This is a genomic window from Paenibacillus sp. JJ1683 (assembly GCF_053006485.1).
The window spans coordinates 4,931,975-4,949,573 of the sequence record NZ_CM129820.1; the positions used below are offsets into that span (position 1 = coordinate 4,931,975).

The 17,599-nt window shown below is 43.8% G+C and carries 15 protein-coding genes and 1 pseudogene; 1 reads left to right on the forward strand and 15 read right to left on the reverse strand.

The window, feature by feature from the left end; translation table 11 throughout:
* Nucleotides 1–62: 62 nt before the first annotated feature.
* From ACUC6J_RS21330 to ACUC6J_RS21365, 8 genes are all read right to left on the reverse strand, one after another.
* Nucleotides 63–1,100 (reverse strand): threonine aldolase family protein, encoded by a 1,038-nt coding sequence (locus ACUC6J_RS21330; protein WP_045244983.1) that lies wholly within the window; start codon nt 1,098–1,100, stop codon nt 63–65.
* Nucleotides 1,087–1,548, reverse strand: coding sequence for a MarR family winged helix-turn-helix transcriptional regulator (locus tag ACUC6J_RS21335; RefSeq protein ID WP_016820414.1), 462 nt, complete (start codon nt 1,546–1,548; stop codon nt 1,087–1,089). The genes ACUC6J_RS21330 and ACUC6J_RS21335 overlap by 14 nt, the downstream gene beginning before the upstream one ends.
* A gap of 152 nt (nt 1,549–1,700) precedes the next feature.
* A complete protein-coding gene (locus tag ACUC6J_RS21340; protein ID WP_447249395.1) occupies nt 1,701–4,811 on the reverse strand; it encodes an efflux RND transporter permease subunit in 3,111 nt (1,036 codons plus the stop codon).
* Nucleotides 4,808–6,229, reverse strand: coding sequence for an efflux RND transporter periplasmic adaptor subunit (locus ACUC6J_RS21345; protein WP_045244981.1), 1,422 nt, complete (start codon nt 6,227–6,229; stop codon nt 4,808–4,810). Before ACUC6J_RS21345 ends, ACUC6J_RS21340 begins: the two co-directional genes overlap by 4 nt.
* Nucleotides 6,230–6,402: 173 nt before the next feature.
* On the reverse strand, nt 6,403–7,053 hold the full coding sequence (locus ACUC6J_RS21350) for a response regulator (protein WP_025365899.1): 651 nt from the start codon (nt 7,051–7,053) through the stop codon (nt 6,403–6,405).
* A complete protein-coding gene (locus tag ACUC6J_RS21355; protein WP_117289960.1) occupies nt 7,050–8,282 on the reverse strand; it encodes a sensor histidine kinase in 1,233 nt (410 codons plus the stop codon). Before ACUC6J_RS21355 ends, ACUC6J_RS21350 begins: the two co-directional genes overlap by 4 nt.
* A gap of 252 nt (nt 8,283–8,534) precedes the next feature.
* Nucleotides 8,535–8,705: a hypothetical protein gene (locus tag ACUC6J_RS21360; protein ID WP_013373210.1), complete on the reverse strand. Its 171-nt coding sequence runs from the start codon at nt 8,703–8,705 to the stop codon at nt 8,535–8,537.
* A gap of 18 nt (nt 8,706–8,723) precedes the next feature.
* Nucleotides 8,724–8,918, reverse strand: a complete 195-nt coding sequence (locus tag ACUC6J_RS21365) for an H-type small acid-soluble spore protein (RefSeq protein WP_016820419.1) — start codon at nt 8,916–8,918, stop codon at nt 8,724–8,726.
* 237 nt (nt 8,919–9,155) lie between these two features.
* Between ACUC6J_RS21365 and ACUC6J_RS21370 the strand changes: the two genes are divergently transcribed.
* Entirely contained in the window at nt 9,156–10,355 is a 1,200-nt protein-coding gene (locus ACUC6J_RS21370) for a macrolide family glycosyltransferase (protein WP_340865642.1), read from the forward strand.
* A 75-nt stretch (nt 10,356–10,430) separates the two neighbouring features.
* Here the strand turns inward: ACUC6J_RS21370 and ACUC6J_RS21375 are convergent, their stop codons facing one another.
* From ACUC6J_RS21375 to ACUC6J_RS21405, 7 genes and pseudogenes are all read right to left on the reverse strand, one after another.
* The gene (locus tag ACUC6J_RS21375; protein WP_447249396.1) at nt 10,431–11,894 is read right to left on the reverse strand and encodes a glycoside hydrolase family 32 protein; all 1,464 of its coding nucleotides are present in this window, start codon (nt 11,892–11,894) and stop codon (nt 10,431–10,433) included.
* A 35-nt stretch (nt 11,895–11,929) separates the two neighbouring features.
* Nucleotides 11,930–12,757 (reverse strand): carbohydrate ABC transporter permease, encoded by an 828-nt coding sequence (locus ACUC6J_RS21380; protein ID WP_277509934.1) that lies wholly within the window; start codon nt 12,755–12,757, stop codon nt 11,930–11,932.
* A complete protein-coding gene (locus ACUC6J_RS21385; protein WP_016820423.1) occupies nt 12,757–13,641 on the reverse strand; it encodes a carbohydrate ABC transporter permease in 885 nt (294 codons plus the stop codon). The genes ACUC6J_RS21380 and ACUC6J_RS21385 overlap by 1 nt, the downstream gene beginning before the upstream one ends.
* 60 nt (nt 13,642–13,701) lie before the next feature.
* Entirely contained in the window at nt 13,702–15,027 is a 1,326-nt protein-coding gene (locus ACUC6J_RS21390; protein ID WP_016820424.1) for an ABC transporter substrate-binding protein, read from the reverse strand.
* A gap of 163 nt (nt 15,028–15,190) precedes the next feature.
* Complete coding sequence (locus tag ACUC6J_RS21395) at nt 15,191–16,195, reverse strand: LacI family DNA-binding transcriptional regulator (protein ID WP_447249397.1); 1,005 nt, start codon at nt 16,193–16,195, stop codon at nt 15,191–15,193.
* A gap of 137 nt (nt 16,196–16,332) precedes the next feature.
* Nucleotides 16,333–16,491: pseudogene (locus ACUC6J_RS21400) on the reverse strand (SUMF1/EgtB/PvdO family nonheme iron enzyme); the annotation flags it as partial.
* 103 nt (nt 16,492–16,594) lie between these two features.
* A complete protein-coding gene (locus tag ACUC6J_RS21405) occupies nt 16,595–17,233 on the reverse strand; it encodes a glycoside hydrolase family 11 protein (RefSeq protein WP_016820426.1) in 639 nt (212 codons plus the stop codon).
* Between the last annotated feature and the right edge of the window lie 366 nt (nt 17,234–17,599).

Below are 17,599 nucleotides of genomic sequence, written 5' to 3' on the forward strand. Positions count from 1 at the left end.
ATGGCTTATTACATCATCTATTCTACAACTTCAAGATGATATTCATCGTTTATCCATGACCTTTATTGTAATGCTTTGATATCCTGTAGCAGCATTTCAATATTTTCTTTCTTTGTGGCCCAACTAGTGCAGAATCGAACAGCAGTATGGGTATCATCAGCCTTTTCCCAAAAGGAGTAAGTATATTTTTCGCTCAATGCCTGTAATATACGATCTGCTATAATCGGAAACTGCTGATTGGTTGTTGAATGATATTGGAAAGAAAATCCTTGCTCGGATAATCCTTTTTGCAGCAGCATGGCCATATCTATGGCGTGTTTGGAAATCTCAAAGTATAAACCGTCTTCAAACAGCGTTTCAAACTGAATGCCCAACATTCTCCCCTTAGCCAGCAGCCCTCCTTTTTGCTTGATCATGTATCTGAAATCTTGTTTCAAAGCATCATTTAGGATAACTACGGCTTCGCCCATCATTGCTCCAATTTTAGTGCCGCCAATATAAAATACATCGCACAGCTTGGCTATATCTGCCAAGGATGCATCACTATCCTCTGCAACCAAACCATAGCCTAAACGGGCCCCGTCTATAAACAGTGGTAAACCACATTCACGACACACTCCACTTAGCACTTCCAGCTCGGATCGGCTATAAATCGTTCCATTCTCGGTAGGTTGAGAAATATAAACCATCCCGGGCTGTACACAATGCTCAGGAGCAGAATCACCCCAGTGAGCGTCGTACAGTTCCTTTACCTGTTCACCCCGGATTTTCCCATCCTCGCTTGGCAATGTCAGTACTTTATGTCCAGTAGCCTCAATTGCTCCGGTCTCATGCACAGCGATATGCCCAGAAGTTGCCGCAATGACACCTTGATGCGGACGCAAAATCGAAGAAATGACCGTTGTATTGGTCTGTGTACCTCCAACCAAAAAGTGTACATCCGCATTTTCGGAGTCACATGCTTTTTTAATATAAGATTTGGCTTTTTCACAATGATCGTCCACACCATAGCCTGGGGTTTGTTCCTCATTCGTCTCCAGTAGTCGCTTTAAAATACGCTCATGAGCACCTTCGGTATAGTCGCATTCAAATCGTATCATTCTGTATCCTCTCCGAAATATCCAATTTCTTCTGAATTAACAACATAGATGCATGTAATTCTGTAATCTCTTCTTCTGAAAGTCCTTGAACTAATCTTAGAATTTGTTCATCAGATCTTTCATTCAATTGGTTGTAGAACGTTTTTCCTTTGGGTGTCAGACGAATTAGATTTGTTCTATTATCCAACGTTGAATTTTCCTTAACAAGAAAGCCCTCTTTGCAAAATTTAGCAATGATCCTGCTCATATAGCTGCGATCAATTTGAAGAGATTCGACCAGAGTATTCGCAATACACGGTTCGATCAACCCGATCTCTATAATGACACGTGCCTCGGTAAAGGAATATCCGCTATCCAGCACATGTCTATCTAAAACACCAAGTAAATTCGTATAGAACCGATTAAAACGCCTCATATCCGCTATGATATTAGCATCGATATTGACCATAACTCCCCCTATTTAGTGGACTTTTGCAACAATTATAGTAATGATATTTGTTGACTCTGTCAACAAATAAAAAGATCGTACATAAAGACATTCGCCTCATGTACGATCCGTATTTATAAGAAAAATTGCAGTATATTCTTATCTGTATTTACCTACATGGTCAATGAGCTATCGGTATTTATAGACTTTTCCTGCTTCTGCTTCCGCTTCAGCTTCAGATGAGCTACGACCATATACAGAGTCGGTACAACAAACAAGGTTAAAATGGTCGAAAAGATCAGTCCAAAAATAATGGTCGTTGCCAACGGTTTGAAGAGGATTTCCCCTATTGTGGCAATAGGGATCATACCCACAATCGCAGTTAGCGAAGTAAGCAAGATCGGACGGAAACGGGCAGAACATGCCATAAGAATTGCGTCTGTCAGTTCGGCTCCTTCACGCCGCGCATCTTCAATAAACTCTATCAACACAATACCGTTGCGCACGACGATACCGGCCAGTGAAATGATACCCATAATACTCATGAATCCAATTGGCATGCCTGAAATAAAGCTTCCAAGAATTCCACCTGCCGCTGCCAGATACACAGTGGTCATAATAATGAGCGGTGTGGAGACGGAGTAAAACTGCATCGTGATCAAGAGCAGGATGAGAAACACAACAATAATAGCTAACTTGCCCAAATCTGTAAAAATATCAGATTGCGCGGATGTTTCTCCGCCCATCTCCCAGGTATAGCCTGGTTCAAACTGTGTATGGGTTAGTTTGCTACGGATGTCATTAGTGAGTTCTGTAGCCGTACGCCCATTTGCATTGGCTGAGATCGTTACTGTCCGCTCCAAATCATAGCGGTGGATTTGCTGAATGGAAAAGTCCGGTTTCATCGTGACTAACTGGGATAAGGGAATTTGCTCTTTTGCCGCATTGGTTACACTTAATTGCTGGAACAATACCTCAGGATCATCGTTTGGTTTATTCATGTATATATTGATATCCAGTAGTTCCTTACCTGTATCAAAATCCGTTACATTAACTCCGTCACCCATTAACAGCAGCGTACGTGTCAAATTGGAATAGCTAACCCGATATTTATCCAATGCTTGTGGATTGACTTGGAAATTCAGATTATAGCTTTGCATTCCCATATTATCGGTCACATCAACAGCTCCGGGGGTCGCCGCAACCATTTCTTTGACTTTAGCTGTCATGTTTTGCAGTTTATCAATGTCTTCTCCCTTCATACGGATAGACACCGCACTGCCGACCGGGATACCTAATTGAGGAACCCGAATGCTGATCAATGCAGATGGATATTTGGCTTGAAGCGTATGAGTCCAGCTATCCACTGTTTTTTGGAGATCGAATAGCCCCTCTTTTCCAACGATAGCAAGTTGACCGTTGACCGCTCCCCCGGAGCCGTGACCGCCTGCAACATCGCTATACATCTGAGGCGCTCCTCCACCTGCCGTTGCCGACAACCGTTCTGTTTCTGGTTGTTTTTTGACCCACATGCCAATCTCGTTAATAACCCGATTGGTTGCCTGCAACGACGTTCCTTCGGGCATCGTTACGCTGATGGTGGCATCTGCTTGATCGGATTCTGGGAATAGTTGAATAGGAACAACCGCAAGTAGTCCATAAGCGGCTGTACCAATCATAAGACCAACCAGCGCTGTTAAAAGTGGACGCCGTAGTATTCTTGGCATCCAGTTTTTAGAGTACACATTGGATAGAGACTGGATTTGATGCCCCAGAAGCCCAGGTGGCTTAACGGTTTGGTTCCTCTCTTTTCCTTTACGACGTTGATCATACCATTGGCGGAAAATAGGAATAATCGTTAGCGACATAATCATGGAAGCCAGCATGGTTAACGAAATAACGGTAGGGATCGGTTTAATAAAGTCTCCGATATTACCCGGCAGAAATAGCAGCGGGGCAAATGCTGCAACCGTAGCTAGCGTAGCTGTAATGATCGATAAGGACACCTCTTTGGTTCCTTTAATGGCTGCCTCCGTAGCATTTTCCCCAAATTCAGAGCGTCGGCGTTCAATGTTGTCATTGACCACGACCGCATCATCAACCAATATCCCTAGCACGATGATGAGTCCGATGACTGATATTTGATTCAGCGTAGTTCCTGTCATGGGCAAGAAAATAAAGCCGATGGCGATGGAAACAGGAATGGCCAACGCTACAAATGCAGAAGTTAGCAAATTCAAACCTAAAGTACATATCACAATGACCGATAAAATAGCAATAATCATCTCTTTGGTCAGATTTCCAAATATTTCACTCACTCGATCATTTTGTGCAAAAAGCAGTTCAAAATGTACATTCTTCGGCAAACTGCTCGCAAGTTCATTGATTTTAGCTGTTGTTGCCTTGGAAACTGTAGGCACGTCTGTGCCTATATCTCCACTCACACTGATCGAAATAGCAGGCTTGGTATTCACATACGTATAACTAGCTGCTTTTTTAAAAACAAGCGAGGCAGTACCTATATCTTTCAAAGATATCGGAAATCCATCGTCATTGCTTGAAATCTGGACGTTATTCAGAATCGATGGGTCCGTTGAGGCATTTACCGTCAGCTGATAAGTACGCTCATTGAAATCCATACTTCCTGTAGGTACTCTATCATTCTCATCCTTGATCGCTTGGACAACCTGCTCCCAGGAGAGGTTATATTGTTGCATCTTTTGCGTGTCTAAACTAACTCGTACCTCTTGCTCGGGTACTCCTTGAATATTGACCTGCGAAATACCAGGGACTGTTTTTAATTGATCTTTCCATTTGTTCATTAATTCATTTAACGAATATAAATCCTCCACCTTATCAGAAGTAATCGCATATGAACCAATGAAAGAGCTAGTCATGCTATCATTGATCATAGGCTGCATCGCGTCCTCTGGAAGCTCAGATTGTGCATCCTGCACCTTTGTACGAAGATCAGCCCATACTTTGGTCGGGTCCGCATCATTCAAAGCTTCTATGATGATACTGGATTGGCCTTTCGATGAAGTAGAGGAAATCGTTTTGACACCTTGTACAGCTTTAATTTTCTGTTCCATGATCTTAGTAATGGTTTGCTCGATTCTTTCAGGTGAGGCACCCGGATAGATCGTTGTAACACTAGCTGTCATAGGAATAACATCAGGCTGCTCCTGTTTGGGTAATGATGTAAAATTGAAGAGCCCTAGCAGTATGCACATGCCAAAGAAAATAAGCGTAATTTTCTGCTTTTTAACAATATATTTAATCATTCGGACGACTCCTCCGATTTCCCAAGCACATCATTCCCAATTAAATCGCCATTAAATAAGGTTCCTGCTCCTTGTGTAACGATTTGATCGCCTGCCTGTAGTCCGGAGAGAACTTCGAATTGATTATTCGTCACTTTTCCCACTTTAATCGTGGTTTTAACAGCCTTACCATTCACAGCTTTAAATATATAAGGGTCACTTCCATTGCTAATCACGGCTTCCACAGGCACTAACAGTGCTTCCGCTTGATTCACACTTTTAGATGCGCTGATGACTTGACCAGGTTTCCAATTCAGTTCAGGATTAGGAATGCTAACTTCCACATTAATACTGCCCGTTTTGGTATTCGTGGATGGATAGATTTGAGTAACAGTCCCTGTTCTAATTTCATCATAGAGAGAAATATTTACTTTTTGGTTTTTCTTCCATGATAAGATTTCGCTGTCCGGTACGGGCAGAAGTACTTTTAAGGTCTTGATATTCCCGACAATGAATGCCTCACTTCCACTGGAGCCCAGTTGACCATCGGCTACTTTTTTTTCAATGACCACGCCAGTGATCGGGGAGGTTAAAGTCGCTTTTTTAAGTGACAAGGATGACTGTTCATAAGCAGCCAATGCATCCTCATAGGTAGCCTGCGCTTGAGCTTTACTGGCTAGCCCTTGCTGTTTCGTAGCAATAGCGGTCTCCAGCCCTGCTCTGGCCTGCTCTATACCAGCTGAAGCCTGGGTACGTTGTTCCTGCGAGGCGCCTGCAAGCAAGAGAGACAGCTGCTCTTGTGCGTCACTTAAACTTTTTTGTGCATTCGTTAATTCCAGCTGTGCATTCTCATTTTCCGACAATGATGCTGCGCCTGCCTGGAACAGGCTCTGTGTCCGTGCGGCATCCGCCTTTTTCTTATTGTAAGCATTGGTTGCCGCAGTAACCGCATTTTGTGACTGGGCAATTTCCTGTTTTTTGGCGCCATTGTTCAATTCCTGCAATTTCGATTGGGCCGCATCGACCTGGGATTGCGAACTATGGATACCCGCCTGTGCCGATTGAATGGAAGCCTCCGCTTGGCTAAGACCAGCCTTTGCCTTCTCCATGGTTGCCTTGGCCCGATCCAGTTGCAACTGGTAAGCAGATGTATCCAACTTCGCAAGGACGCTCCCTTTTTCTACGGAGTCCCCTACCTCCACCATAGTGTTCAATATACGTCCATCCGCTTCAAAGGAAACACTAGCTTCATTACTTGCCTGCAATGTTCCTGCCAAATTAAAATCATTGGCCAAAGGTTTCATTACAAGCTTCTCTACTTTTACCGGGTGACTGGCTTGTGTTACAGAGTTCTCCGCTGCACTGGAGCAACCGGAAGCTACTATAGCTAATGCAATCCCTGTAATCATGATCCTGATTTCTTTTCTCTTCAACTTCATGTCATCCTCCCTGATTCTCTCTTCTAAAGGTGCTATCAGCAACCCGTGGGTCAAGTAATTTTTTTCATTTCTTGTTTCATGTTATAACAATGAACACACAAAAAAATCGTACAAAGGGGCAAGCACCTTATGTACGACTGGGCAATGAAATAACATATATTTAGTTAACATCTCTAAAGCTGTAAAATACCACGCTCCAACGAAACGGCAACGGCTTCGGATCTAGAATCAACACCAAGCTTGTTATAAATATTCGTTAAATGCGCTTTGACGGTACGCTCGGAAATCCCCATATCAAAGGCAATTTCTTTGCTTTTAAAACCGTGTGCAACCGACTTTAATATGTGCCTTTCCTTATCAGTAAGAACTAAGCTACTTTCGTGCGGCTCTGGCTTGGCTTCTTTCTTATTCGTTGCAGCGAACACCCTAGCTGTTATTTCTGGCTGAAGCAACGTTTCGCCTCTAAGTGCTGACTCAATCGTGCGAAATAAGTTTTCCCGACTGGTATCTTTTAATAAATATCCCTTTGCCCCTAAAGAAAGTCCTTTAATCATGAGATCATCTTCGTTATAGGTAGTCAGGATAATGACTGGCGTTTCATTTTGTTTTTCTCTGAGGGCTTTCATAGTTTCCAAACCACTCATTTGTGGCATATATAAATCCAGCAATATAACATCCGGTTGAAGTTCTTCGATTAATTTAAGAGCTGTTATACCCTCTCCGGCCTCGCCAATAACTTCATAGCTGTCATTGGTCTCCAACACCAGCTTTAACCCTTCTCTAACGACCCAATGATCATCGACGATTAAAATCTTGTATTTCATGATAGGTCTCCTTTAGTAAGAGGCGCCTCTATTTTTATAGCTGTACCTTCTTGAACTATACTGTTGATATTTATGTTTCCACCCAGCATCCGTACACGTTCATGCATACCTATAATTCCGTAATGTCCTGTCTGCTTGGCAATAATATCCTTATCAAATCCTTTGCCATCATCGCGAATCTCGATTTCAATCTTGCCTTCGTTATCTAAAATATGAATCCATACGGTATTCGCATGTGAATGCTTTGCTACATTGGTTAAACATTCGCTTATTATAAACAATCCATGTTCGAACAACAGTCTGGGGACGGAAGCTTTAATTTTGATGTTGCGTATTACTCGAATGCTCGTAGCCATAGTAAATCGCTGTATTTCTTCCTCCACGGCCTCTGCAAAATCAACTTCCGAGATGGTTTTCGAACGCAGATTGTCTATAGCTCGTCTCGAATCAGACAACGTCCTTCGCACTTGTGACATCGATTGTTGGACGATCTCCTGAGCCCTTTGCGTACTTCCTTTGCTCAGATGAGCATCAATAGCTTCAAGCTGCATGATTAGCCCAGCAAGCCCTTGAGCCAGCGTATCATGCAGATCACGAGCCATACGTTGTCGTTCATTGGCAATTGTAAGTTCTTCCACCTTTTGATGTGCGGCTTCAAGCTCTTTCAGAACATTTTGCGTGCGGATTCGTGCTTTGACTTGTTTGAGAAAAAGAACGGCATAAGCTACTATAACAACGACAATTAGAAAAAATAACGGGATGAACAACACAAATTGCCTGCCCTCATTGTGAGAGACCACAGCCACACAAAAAAGCACATAGGAGATCAAAAATACAAGAATAACCTTGAGCGGCTTATAATAAATACCTATACTCTGACCCACCAAAACGGGCATTAGCCCAACCAGTACTATGGAGAAACTGTCAGGTAGAAGAAATGCACTTGCAAAGATCAAGCCCCCTTGTACAACAAAATAAGCCCATGAAAAATATTTTGCAACTCTATGAGCATGCAAGTACAAGAGGATGTGCAATATGATGATTACAGTAAACAAGGAACTTTGCAGCAGATATAAACCACCGAACAAATGTTGAAGAATGACAGACTCACTATAAATTATAAAAATCCATATAATAGTTAATATTTTCGAAATGTCCTTGTTCTCAACTTCACCTGCACTTATTTCCGGATCTAGATTTTGAACCTGTACATTGAATTCATCGTTCATAATTCCCTCCTACAATTCTGAATTCATGCTTTTCAACTTATTAGAGACAATGCCGCTATGAGCAGCGGGTCCATTTCGTTTGAACAGAAATCATGTATAACTTATTTTACAAAAAAACGAAAAGAAAAAAACGTACACACGGGCAGCTTCACTTGTACGTTTGGGCATTGAATACTTTTTGTTCGATACAATCCAATTATACGTCATATAAAAAGCACGCAACAGGTTATCCTGTGCGCGCTTGTCCACTCCCTATTCTTCTTCCAACTCATCTGGTACATCATATTTATTGATATGCGAGGTCATTGCTGCAACAGCTTCGCTGGCATCTGTTGTGGCCGGTACTTCTCTGACCACATCGTCCGTCTGATCACGAAAATTCAAACGATCTGCCTCGATCTCTTTCTGTTGATTGGGTTTCACTTTTCATGTCGCTCCTTTCTATTCAAGGGTTTGATCTCGTTCTGTTAACGCGTACAAAGGCACTTCCCGTTCCTCTTCCGGATTGTTCAGCGCATAGATCCGTGCCGTCTCACGTTGTTCGTTCACATGCTGAATGTAGATGGGTAACCCATCGCACAACACATTTGCCATGATGGAAGAGGACGCTATTTCTTGTGCTCTTTGGACATTCATTTAGAAAAAACCTCCCTCGCTAAATAGGTTCGTCTTTACTATGCACGAGGTAAATATTTGTTATACACATTTCATGCCAACATGTCCTTGTCTTATTCTTTTGAATTATGTTGACTGTTTTAAAACGCAATCATGAAAGGATATCATTTGAAAAAATAAATATTATTGTTATTATGGATTGAGAGATTCAGTTAAAACTGCATCTTAAATGAAAGAGAAGGAAAGGAGTAAGGATGGATGTTAAATGTATTAATGGTTAATTTTCCGGCAGAAGGACATGTAAACCCCACGCTTGGGATCACGCAAGCCTTTGCAGCACGAGGGGACCAGGTTCATTACATTACAACTGAGAAATACAAGAATAGACTCGAAGCAGTTGGAGCGAAGGTTCACCTGCATCCTGATCTGGTCAGGACTGCTTCCATTGATACCAACACTCCGGCAGGACTGAACGCATTTTTGAATATTCATATCCAGACTTCGATGGACATCTTAGCCATCACTCAGGAGCTGTCCGAGCGTATTCAATTTGACTTGGTGTTCTATGATCGATTCGGAGCTGGTGAATTAGTAAGAGATTATTTGAATATCCCAGGCATCTCTTCATCCCCATCTTTTCTCATTTCAAATCATCTGATGGCTGCCAATCTCTTCCGCTCCGACGCTAAAGTACCGTTTCAGCCTGATGAACAAGTAACGTCTTCACTGCAACTCATGAAAGAAAGGTTCGGTGTTGCTCCCAAAGATCTGGTTCAATTTATGAACAATTCAGGAGCTTTGAATGTCGTATATACGAGCAGATATTTTCAACCGAATGGTGAACAATTTGGGGACGAGCATCTTTTTATTGGCCCCAGCTTCCCGGAGCGCAAAAGAGAAAATTCATTCCCGCTAGACAGACTACAGGGTAAAAAGGTTTTGTATATTTCGATGGGAACTGTTCTAGACCATACTGAGGACTTTTTTAACACCTGCATTGAGGCTTTTTCCGATTTTGAAGGCATCGTCGTGATTGCAGCTGGCGAAAAAGCTGACTTTACGAAAATTAATCCTGCCCCTGGGCACTTTATCATCTCACCCTATGTACCTCAATTGGAGGTATTACGTCATACAGATGTATTTATTACTCATGGTGGAATGAACAGTGTGAATGAAGGAATTCACTTTAATGTCCCCTTGGTAGTGCTGCCTCAGGACAAAGATCAGCCCATGGTCGCACAGCGGTTAACTGAACTTCAGGCTGGCTATCGAATAACTAAAGATCAAATCAATGCACAATCGTTAAGAGATGCCGTACGTGAGGTCGTGTCAAACGCAGCGTATAAAGAGGGCGTACAAAAAATAAATAATAGCTTCCAGCAATCCGGCGGTACAGAAGAAGCCCTCATCAAAATTGATGCTTATCTTGATGCTTATCTGCAAAATAAGCGCGCCTAAAATCCCACGAGCAAAATGGCCACAAAAAACAGGAGCCTGACCATCAACGGTTAGGTTCCTGTTTGTGATGCGATTCTATGTGAGGATATCCCACTTCTGGAACGAGGACATCGTACATTTTCCGCTCGCAAACGCACGAATACCTGTTGATTCCATTCCGGGATACACTCTTCCTGTGAGGACGTATTCACCGTCACCGATGAATATTTCTACAGAGCTTTTATCGACGAAAATACGCAGCTCCAAACGTCCCTCTTGTAAGCCCAAGGGTACTCTTCTCTCTCCGCCCGGTCCGATACCAGCACGCTCACGGTTAAAACGGAATAGACCGTCATCGGGACGATACGACAGTACCGTTTCCTCTTCGTCGCCCACTCTCAGCTTCAAGCCGAATTCATCAGTATTACCAGCCTCGAACTCAAATACCGCCTTCAGTTCGTAGCTATCTCCGAACGTGTCCATGATCTGCTCGCCTGTCAGCAAGATATCCCGCTGCTCGAACAGATTGGATCGGTAATTTTCAACCTCATCAAGCGGACGGAATAGCAATCTGTCGTGATCGATCACGGCTTGTCGCGGAAGACTCATCGCACCTGCCCAATGATGTCCCTGCTGGGTTGGCATCTCCGACTCCCACATATCCATCCATCCGATGATGATACGCCGCCCTTGATCATCCAAGGTTGACTGCGGGGCATAGAAATCGAATCCGTGATCTACCTGAGCATACCGCTCTGCCGTAAATGTTCCAGCCTCCGCATTGAAATCACCTATACCGTACATGGTGGAATGCAGATTACGGTAAGCTTCTCCCTGAGCAGGCATGCGCTGTGGAGACAACATGAATACGTGCCGATCGCCGAGCGGGAACAAATCCGGACATTCCCAATTATCACCGAAGCGACCGTCACTCACAGCCAGCACATTGACATACGTCCAGCTTCTCAGGTCTTCAGATCGGTAAAGCAGTACAAGCCCGTTCCCTTGGGCGTCATTAGAACCAAGCACGACGTAGTATTGGTCCTCATGCCTGAACACCTTAGGATCACGAAAATCTTTGCGGCTGACCCTGTCCGGTATGGCGTCATAACCGATGACCGGGTTGCCCTCCCACTTTTCGAATGTCACTCCGTCTTCTGATACTGCAATTCCCTGTGACTGCTTGTAATCCTGATCTTTGTCGGGGCCGGTTACAACATGTCCGGTATACATCAGGACAAGCTTCCCGTCCTGCTCAACCGCACTGCCGGAGAAGCAGCCATCCCGGTCGAACTCACCGTCCGGGGCCAAAGCAACCGGTAGATAGTCCCACTTCATAAGATCGCGGCTGACTGCGTGTCCCCAGTGCATCGGTCCCCACACCGATTTATACGGATAATGTTGATAGAACAAGTGATACTGCCCGTTATATTGAATGAAACCGTTCGGATCATTCATCCAGCCAAATTCAGCCATTAAATGATAGTTCAGCCGATAATCCGGCCGAAGCATATGCTTGGATTGGGAAATAAATTGATCAGCATTTTCTCTCGTATACACTCTAGTATGTTTGATAAGGCATCCTACTCCTACAGTTATTTAATCGAACCTTGCATAACACCCTGAATAATATATTTCTGGGCGAACAGATAGATGATAATGATCGGAAATATCGTGAGTACCAAACTTGCCATCAATGGCCCATAATCCACTGTGTAGGTTCCATAAAAGTTGTATGTGGACAGCGGAAGTGTCCTTTGCTCAGGATCGACCAGAATGAGCGAAGGCAGCAGAAAATCATTCCAGATCCACAGTACATTGAGAATGGAAATAGTGGCTGTCGTAGGCATCAATACCGGAAACACGATGCGGAAGAAGGTCTGAATCCGCGTGCAGCCGTCAATCAGCGCTGCTTCCTCCAATTCCTTCGGAATACTCTTTACGAATCCATGATAAATGAAGACGGCCAGCGAGCTACCAAAACCGATATACATGTAAATCAGCGACCATTTGCTGTTCAGCAGATCAAGTGAGCCGTAAATTTTCACCAATGGAATCATGATGGCCTGGAATGGAATAATCATGGAAGCTACCATCAGCATAAATGTATATTGGTTGAACTTGGTGTTGTTTCTGACAAAATAATGAGCCGTCATCGCCGCAAACAGGGAGATAAACAAGACACTTAACACCGTTATGACCAATGAGTTAGTGAATGCAGTGATATAATTCATTTTATCAAATGCATTCATATAGTTGGTCATATTGAAGCTCTCTGGAAGCGATAACGGATTCGAGGTAATCGCCATATTTTCCTTGAACGAATTGATCAGCAGAAAGACGAACGGTACGATGAATAATATGAGTAGGACTGTTAGCACAATGAATTTGATCATGGAGGAAGCGATTTTTTTGTTTGCCATTACGCCTCCACCTCCAACTTCTTGCTAAAATAAACCTGGAGCAGAGTGATGAGAGCAACCATCAGGAACAGTACGAATGCTTCTGCCTGCCCCACACCATAGTCACGGGAAAGGAATGCCTTTTCATACACATGCATCGACACCATTTGAGTACTACTGAACGGTCCACCTTTCGTGAGCGCAAGGTTGACGTCATAGACCATAAATCCACGCTGCAGGGACAAAAATATACATACGATGAAAGAAGGAACCATCAAGGGCAGCACCATTTTCCGCAGTCTGGTCCAGCTGCTCGCCCCGTCAATGCTTGCAGCCTCCATAATATCATTCGGCACACCCGTCAAACCTGCAATATAAATGACCATCATGTAACCCGCGTTCTGCCACACGGTTACAATCACGAGTGTCCAGAACGCTTTGTCAGGATCAGCCAGCCAAGTCGTGCTGAGCGCCTGAATGTCGGCATGTTGTCCCAAATAGACAAGCACGTTGTTGAAGATGAACTGCCAGATAAAACCGAGTACAATACCGCCGACAAGGTTGGGCAGGAAAAACCCTGCCCGAAAAATACTCTGTCCTTTTAACCCTTTAGTCAGCACATAAGCCAGCATAAAAGCGATGACATTGATAAGAACAACGGTATAAAATACATATTTGAGCGTCAAGGCGAACGATTTCCAAAACTCAATATCCCGAAAAACGGCCAGATAGTTTTGGATGCCAACCAGCGTTAGTGTCGTGGAAATACCATCCCAGTTTGTGAACGTCAAATAAATGCCGTACAAAAATGGAATGATCATTACCGTTATGAAGGCAAACAAGGTTGGTCCGGTGAACAGCAGCCGTGTCCGTAGCCGGTTCCATACTCCTTTTTCCGCAATCATGGTGATCCCTCTCTTTGTTTCGGATTTCTCTCTCTATTTCCGGGTAATTTGAAATAAGCCTTATTTTACGCTTTTCCAGTAGTTTTCGATTTCCTTAGCCAGTGTTGCGCGATCGCCCTGCTTCGCCAGATATTTTTGCATGGAAGATCCTAGCTTAGACCAGTGATCGGCCGGCAGCAAGCTCATCGACTGCTCTGACTTGCCTTTTGCAATATAATCCTGAATGGATTTGCCAAGTGGATCGGCCGCAGGCAGTGTAATATTTTTGAACGCTGGGATAATGTTCGCTTTGTTTACGAGGAAATCCTGACCTTTCGCATCATAGACGATCCAGTTCAGGAACTTCTTCGCTGCCTCTTGCTGCTCCGGCGTACTCTTCTCCTTGTCAATGACAATACGTTTGGAAACAGCGGATGAAATTTCCTGATTGCCGTAGTCATCAGCATTGTTGCTGATGGGTACAGGCAAGAAACCATATTCTTTGTTAGCCGTATCAAAACCGCTGATTTGCGGCCATGCCCAGTTGCCCATGAACCAAATACCAACTTCGCCTTTGCCAAGCAGTTCTGGTCCACGCTCATAAGCGCCTGCCAGTGGGGAAGCCTGATCGATATTGTATTTCATCATGACGTCGAATGTATCCATAAGTCCGTTAAATACTGGATTGGTAGCCAAGTTAGCCTGGCCCGCTTTCAGTGATGCCATAAATTTGTCCACTTCAGCCATGTCTTTGTTCTGGCCTGCATAAGCAAGTGGCAAATAATGAGCGCCTAGGGACCAATCCATTGGTGAAATCACCAATGCTTTCTTCCCAGATGCCTCGATTTGCTGAAACAGCTTTTCAAGATCATTTCGGGTTTTAATTGTGGTGGGGTCAAAGCTTCCGCCTACCGCTTTATCAACAACCGCTTTGTTATAGATGAATCCGTAGCCTTCAACAGCCAGCGGAAACGCGTAATTTTTACCGTCAAACGTCGTCGTTGTGGTAGCGTTTTCAACAGTGTCCGCATTCCACTTTTCTCCGCTTAGATCGAGGATACGATCCTTGAATTTCTCCACATCACCTGTATCAAGCATGATCATGGTCGGCGGGTTTCCGGATGCATACAATGCAGAGGCACGCTCAAAAGGCGATCCACCGGCCGGAACCGGCTGGATTTCAACAGTAATGCCGGGATTGTCTTTCTGGAACGCCTTGGCGGCATCCTCAAGTTGTGAAAGGATTTCACCCTTAGAGTTCAAAAGTGTAATTTTCACATTTCCTGAATCCGCTGATCCCCCTCCAGAAGCTGAATTGCCTTCTCCTCCGGAGCCGCCGCATGCAGACACCACCATAACCAAAAGAAGCAGCATTACCATCCATTGAACTCTTTTGAATTTCCTCACTGTTGTCATCCCCCTATTTCTGTAATGGCTCTGAACGCTTAAATAAAACGCTTACAAACGGATTATATGTCAAAGAATCATTCTATGTCAATCGTTTGACATGTTAAACCTTTAACATTCTCTAAAAAAAATCTGTTCCCCTTGTTAGAGGAACAGATTTCATTCAGGTCGTTGCACGCTCAATCAGTTCAACAGGCAGCCGATTAACAGGCTGTACCTGCTCTCCCTCTGCCTGTCTACGAATCAGCTCGACCGCCAACCTGCCGATCTCTGCAATTGGCTGTCTTACCGATGTAAGTTCAGGCGTCAGCCAGGAAGCAGCGCTCACGTCATCGAAGCCTACAATACGCACATTCTCCGGTACATGCCGTCCGGCGCGGATATATTCTTTCAGCGCAAAAGCTGCAATAATATCGCTTGTTGCAAACACCCCATCCACATCTGGATGTTCATGAACGAGTTTGGAGATCAATCGCTCGTACTCCTTTTGGTCGAACACATTCAGGTCTGTTTGAACGATTACATGCTCGACACTATTCTTGTTCACGACATCCCGGAAAGCTGTGGTCCGCTCATTGGACAGCATGTTCAGCTCCAGATTTCCACATATATGCGCAATTTTCCGGCACCCTTTGCGAATGAGCAGTTCCGTAGCCAGCTCACCTCCGCGATAATTGTCCGAAGATATGTACGGGATTTGTGGATCAATCTGTCTGTCAAATGTCACAATTGGTGAATTCAAATGTCGGTACTCTTCTACTTCCAAGGTATGGCTACCCATAATGATGCCGTCTACCCGGTTTCGTTTTAACATATCGATATACACTTTTTCCTTCACAGGGTCCATATGCGAATTGCAGAGTAGAACCTTGCACCCCTGCTGATAGGCGTAATACTCCACCTGATTAGCAAGCTCACTAAAGAAAGGATGCGAGACATTGGGAATAATAAGACCGATGATATTGGACTGCTTGCGTAGCAGGGATCGTGCTATTTCATTTGGTTGATAATTAAGCTCTTCCATTGCATCGAACACTTTTTTGCGTGTAACTTCGCTGATATAGCCCCGATTATTCATTACACGGGATACTGTAGTGACCGACACGCCCGCTTTTAACGCCACATCATGAATTGTTGCCATATAAACCTCTTTCCGAGCAAAATACATACATATAAACTATACCCCCTCCTCATCTTTTCGACAACCTTAGGTATTGTGTGCTTCTCAGACATGAAAACAGCGACAGCCGTAGACGAGAAATCGTCCTCAACTGTCGCTGTTTCATTAACTACCGTATCCCTTTAGTCTCCGTAACAATCCCAACACCATTCCTTTACATTGCCAGACATATCGCAAATTCCTAATTCGTTGGGTTTTCGTGTACCGATCGATTTTGTTTTATTATTGTTGCTCTCTATGATAGCCCAGTTCCAGTTTCCAGATAAGTATTTGTCTCCCGCGTTATTACCTTGTTTATGTTGTAATACGGTTATGAGCCCTCATCCTGCTTTCCCCGTGACGAAATGCCAATCGCTCCCGTTCGTTGAACCGTTTGCAGTTGAGTGGTTACCACACCGTTACGTTAGAGCTTCCACTACTCTGATATCCTTCTGTTGCTAACACTTGGTAAGACCAGTTGTTCCCCAGATGCATTCCTTTGCTCGCCCATGCGTTCACGTGGTTGCTGAAAGTGATCGTGGAGTTGCCCCCGGTCGGTCTCTTCGTCTGTCGAACACTCCAGTACTGAATAAACGTCGTTTTTTGGCCTTCAATGGAAGGTGCGTCGTATCGCATTGTTGTGTAGATGTCATATGTGCCTCCATCACTGGTCACCGTACCTTTATACGTTCCGGTAGGTCGATAAGTTCCCCAGCTATCCACGACGTAGTATTCGATGAGTGAGTTTCTCGTCCACCCGTAGAGAGCCAAATATCCATTACCAGACGGCGCCCAGACACCGGCATTGTAGTTAATCGTTCTGTTGGGCGATCCAGTAGTCCAGCCTTTACCGACAACAAAATTCCCGGTATCCTTCCATGTTACGCTGTAATTACCGCCTGATCCATTAACAGCATTGACCGTCCCACCGCCATCGGTCCAATTTTGCCAATAGTCTGTCGCTGCACTTGAGGTTGTTGCAAACACCCCAAAACTCATGGAAGCTGCAAGAACTACTGTTAACATTTTCTTACTAAATTTAATCATACTTTACCTCCTGAAATTTTTATATTTGCATTCTACACCTGCTTTTCAGTCGATTCTCTGTTGCAGTACATCGCTTATGTGTACCATATTCCGTATTTTCTTACTTTCACCTCCTTTCTAAGTAAAATTATATAATGATAGCGTTTACATAAAAACTCGACAAATTAAACATTAAACTCTATTATGTTTAGATTTCCTTAAGTTTTATAGAGCCCGTCGAGCGTATATCCGATTCTACAACTTAGTAGAGAGTCTTAACTTTAAAGTGACTATTTTCTTGTCCTTCAACACTCTTGCATCTTTGGATTATGAAAACTAACAATGTATAACTAATAGTAAAAATAAAGAGACTGCTTTAAAAGAGTC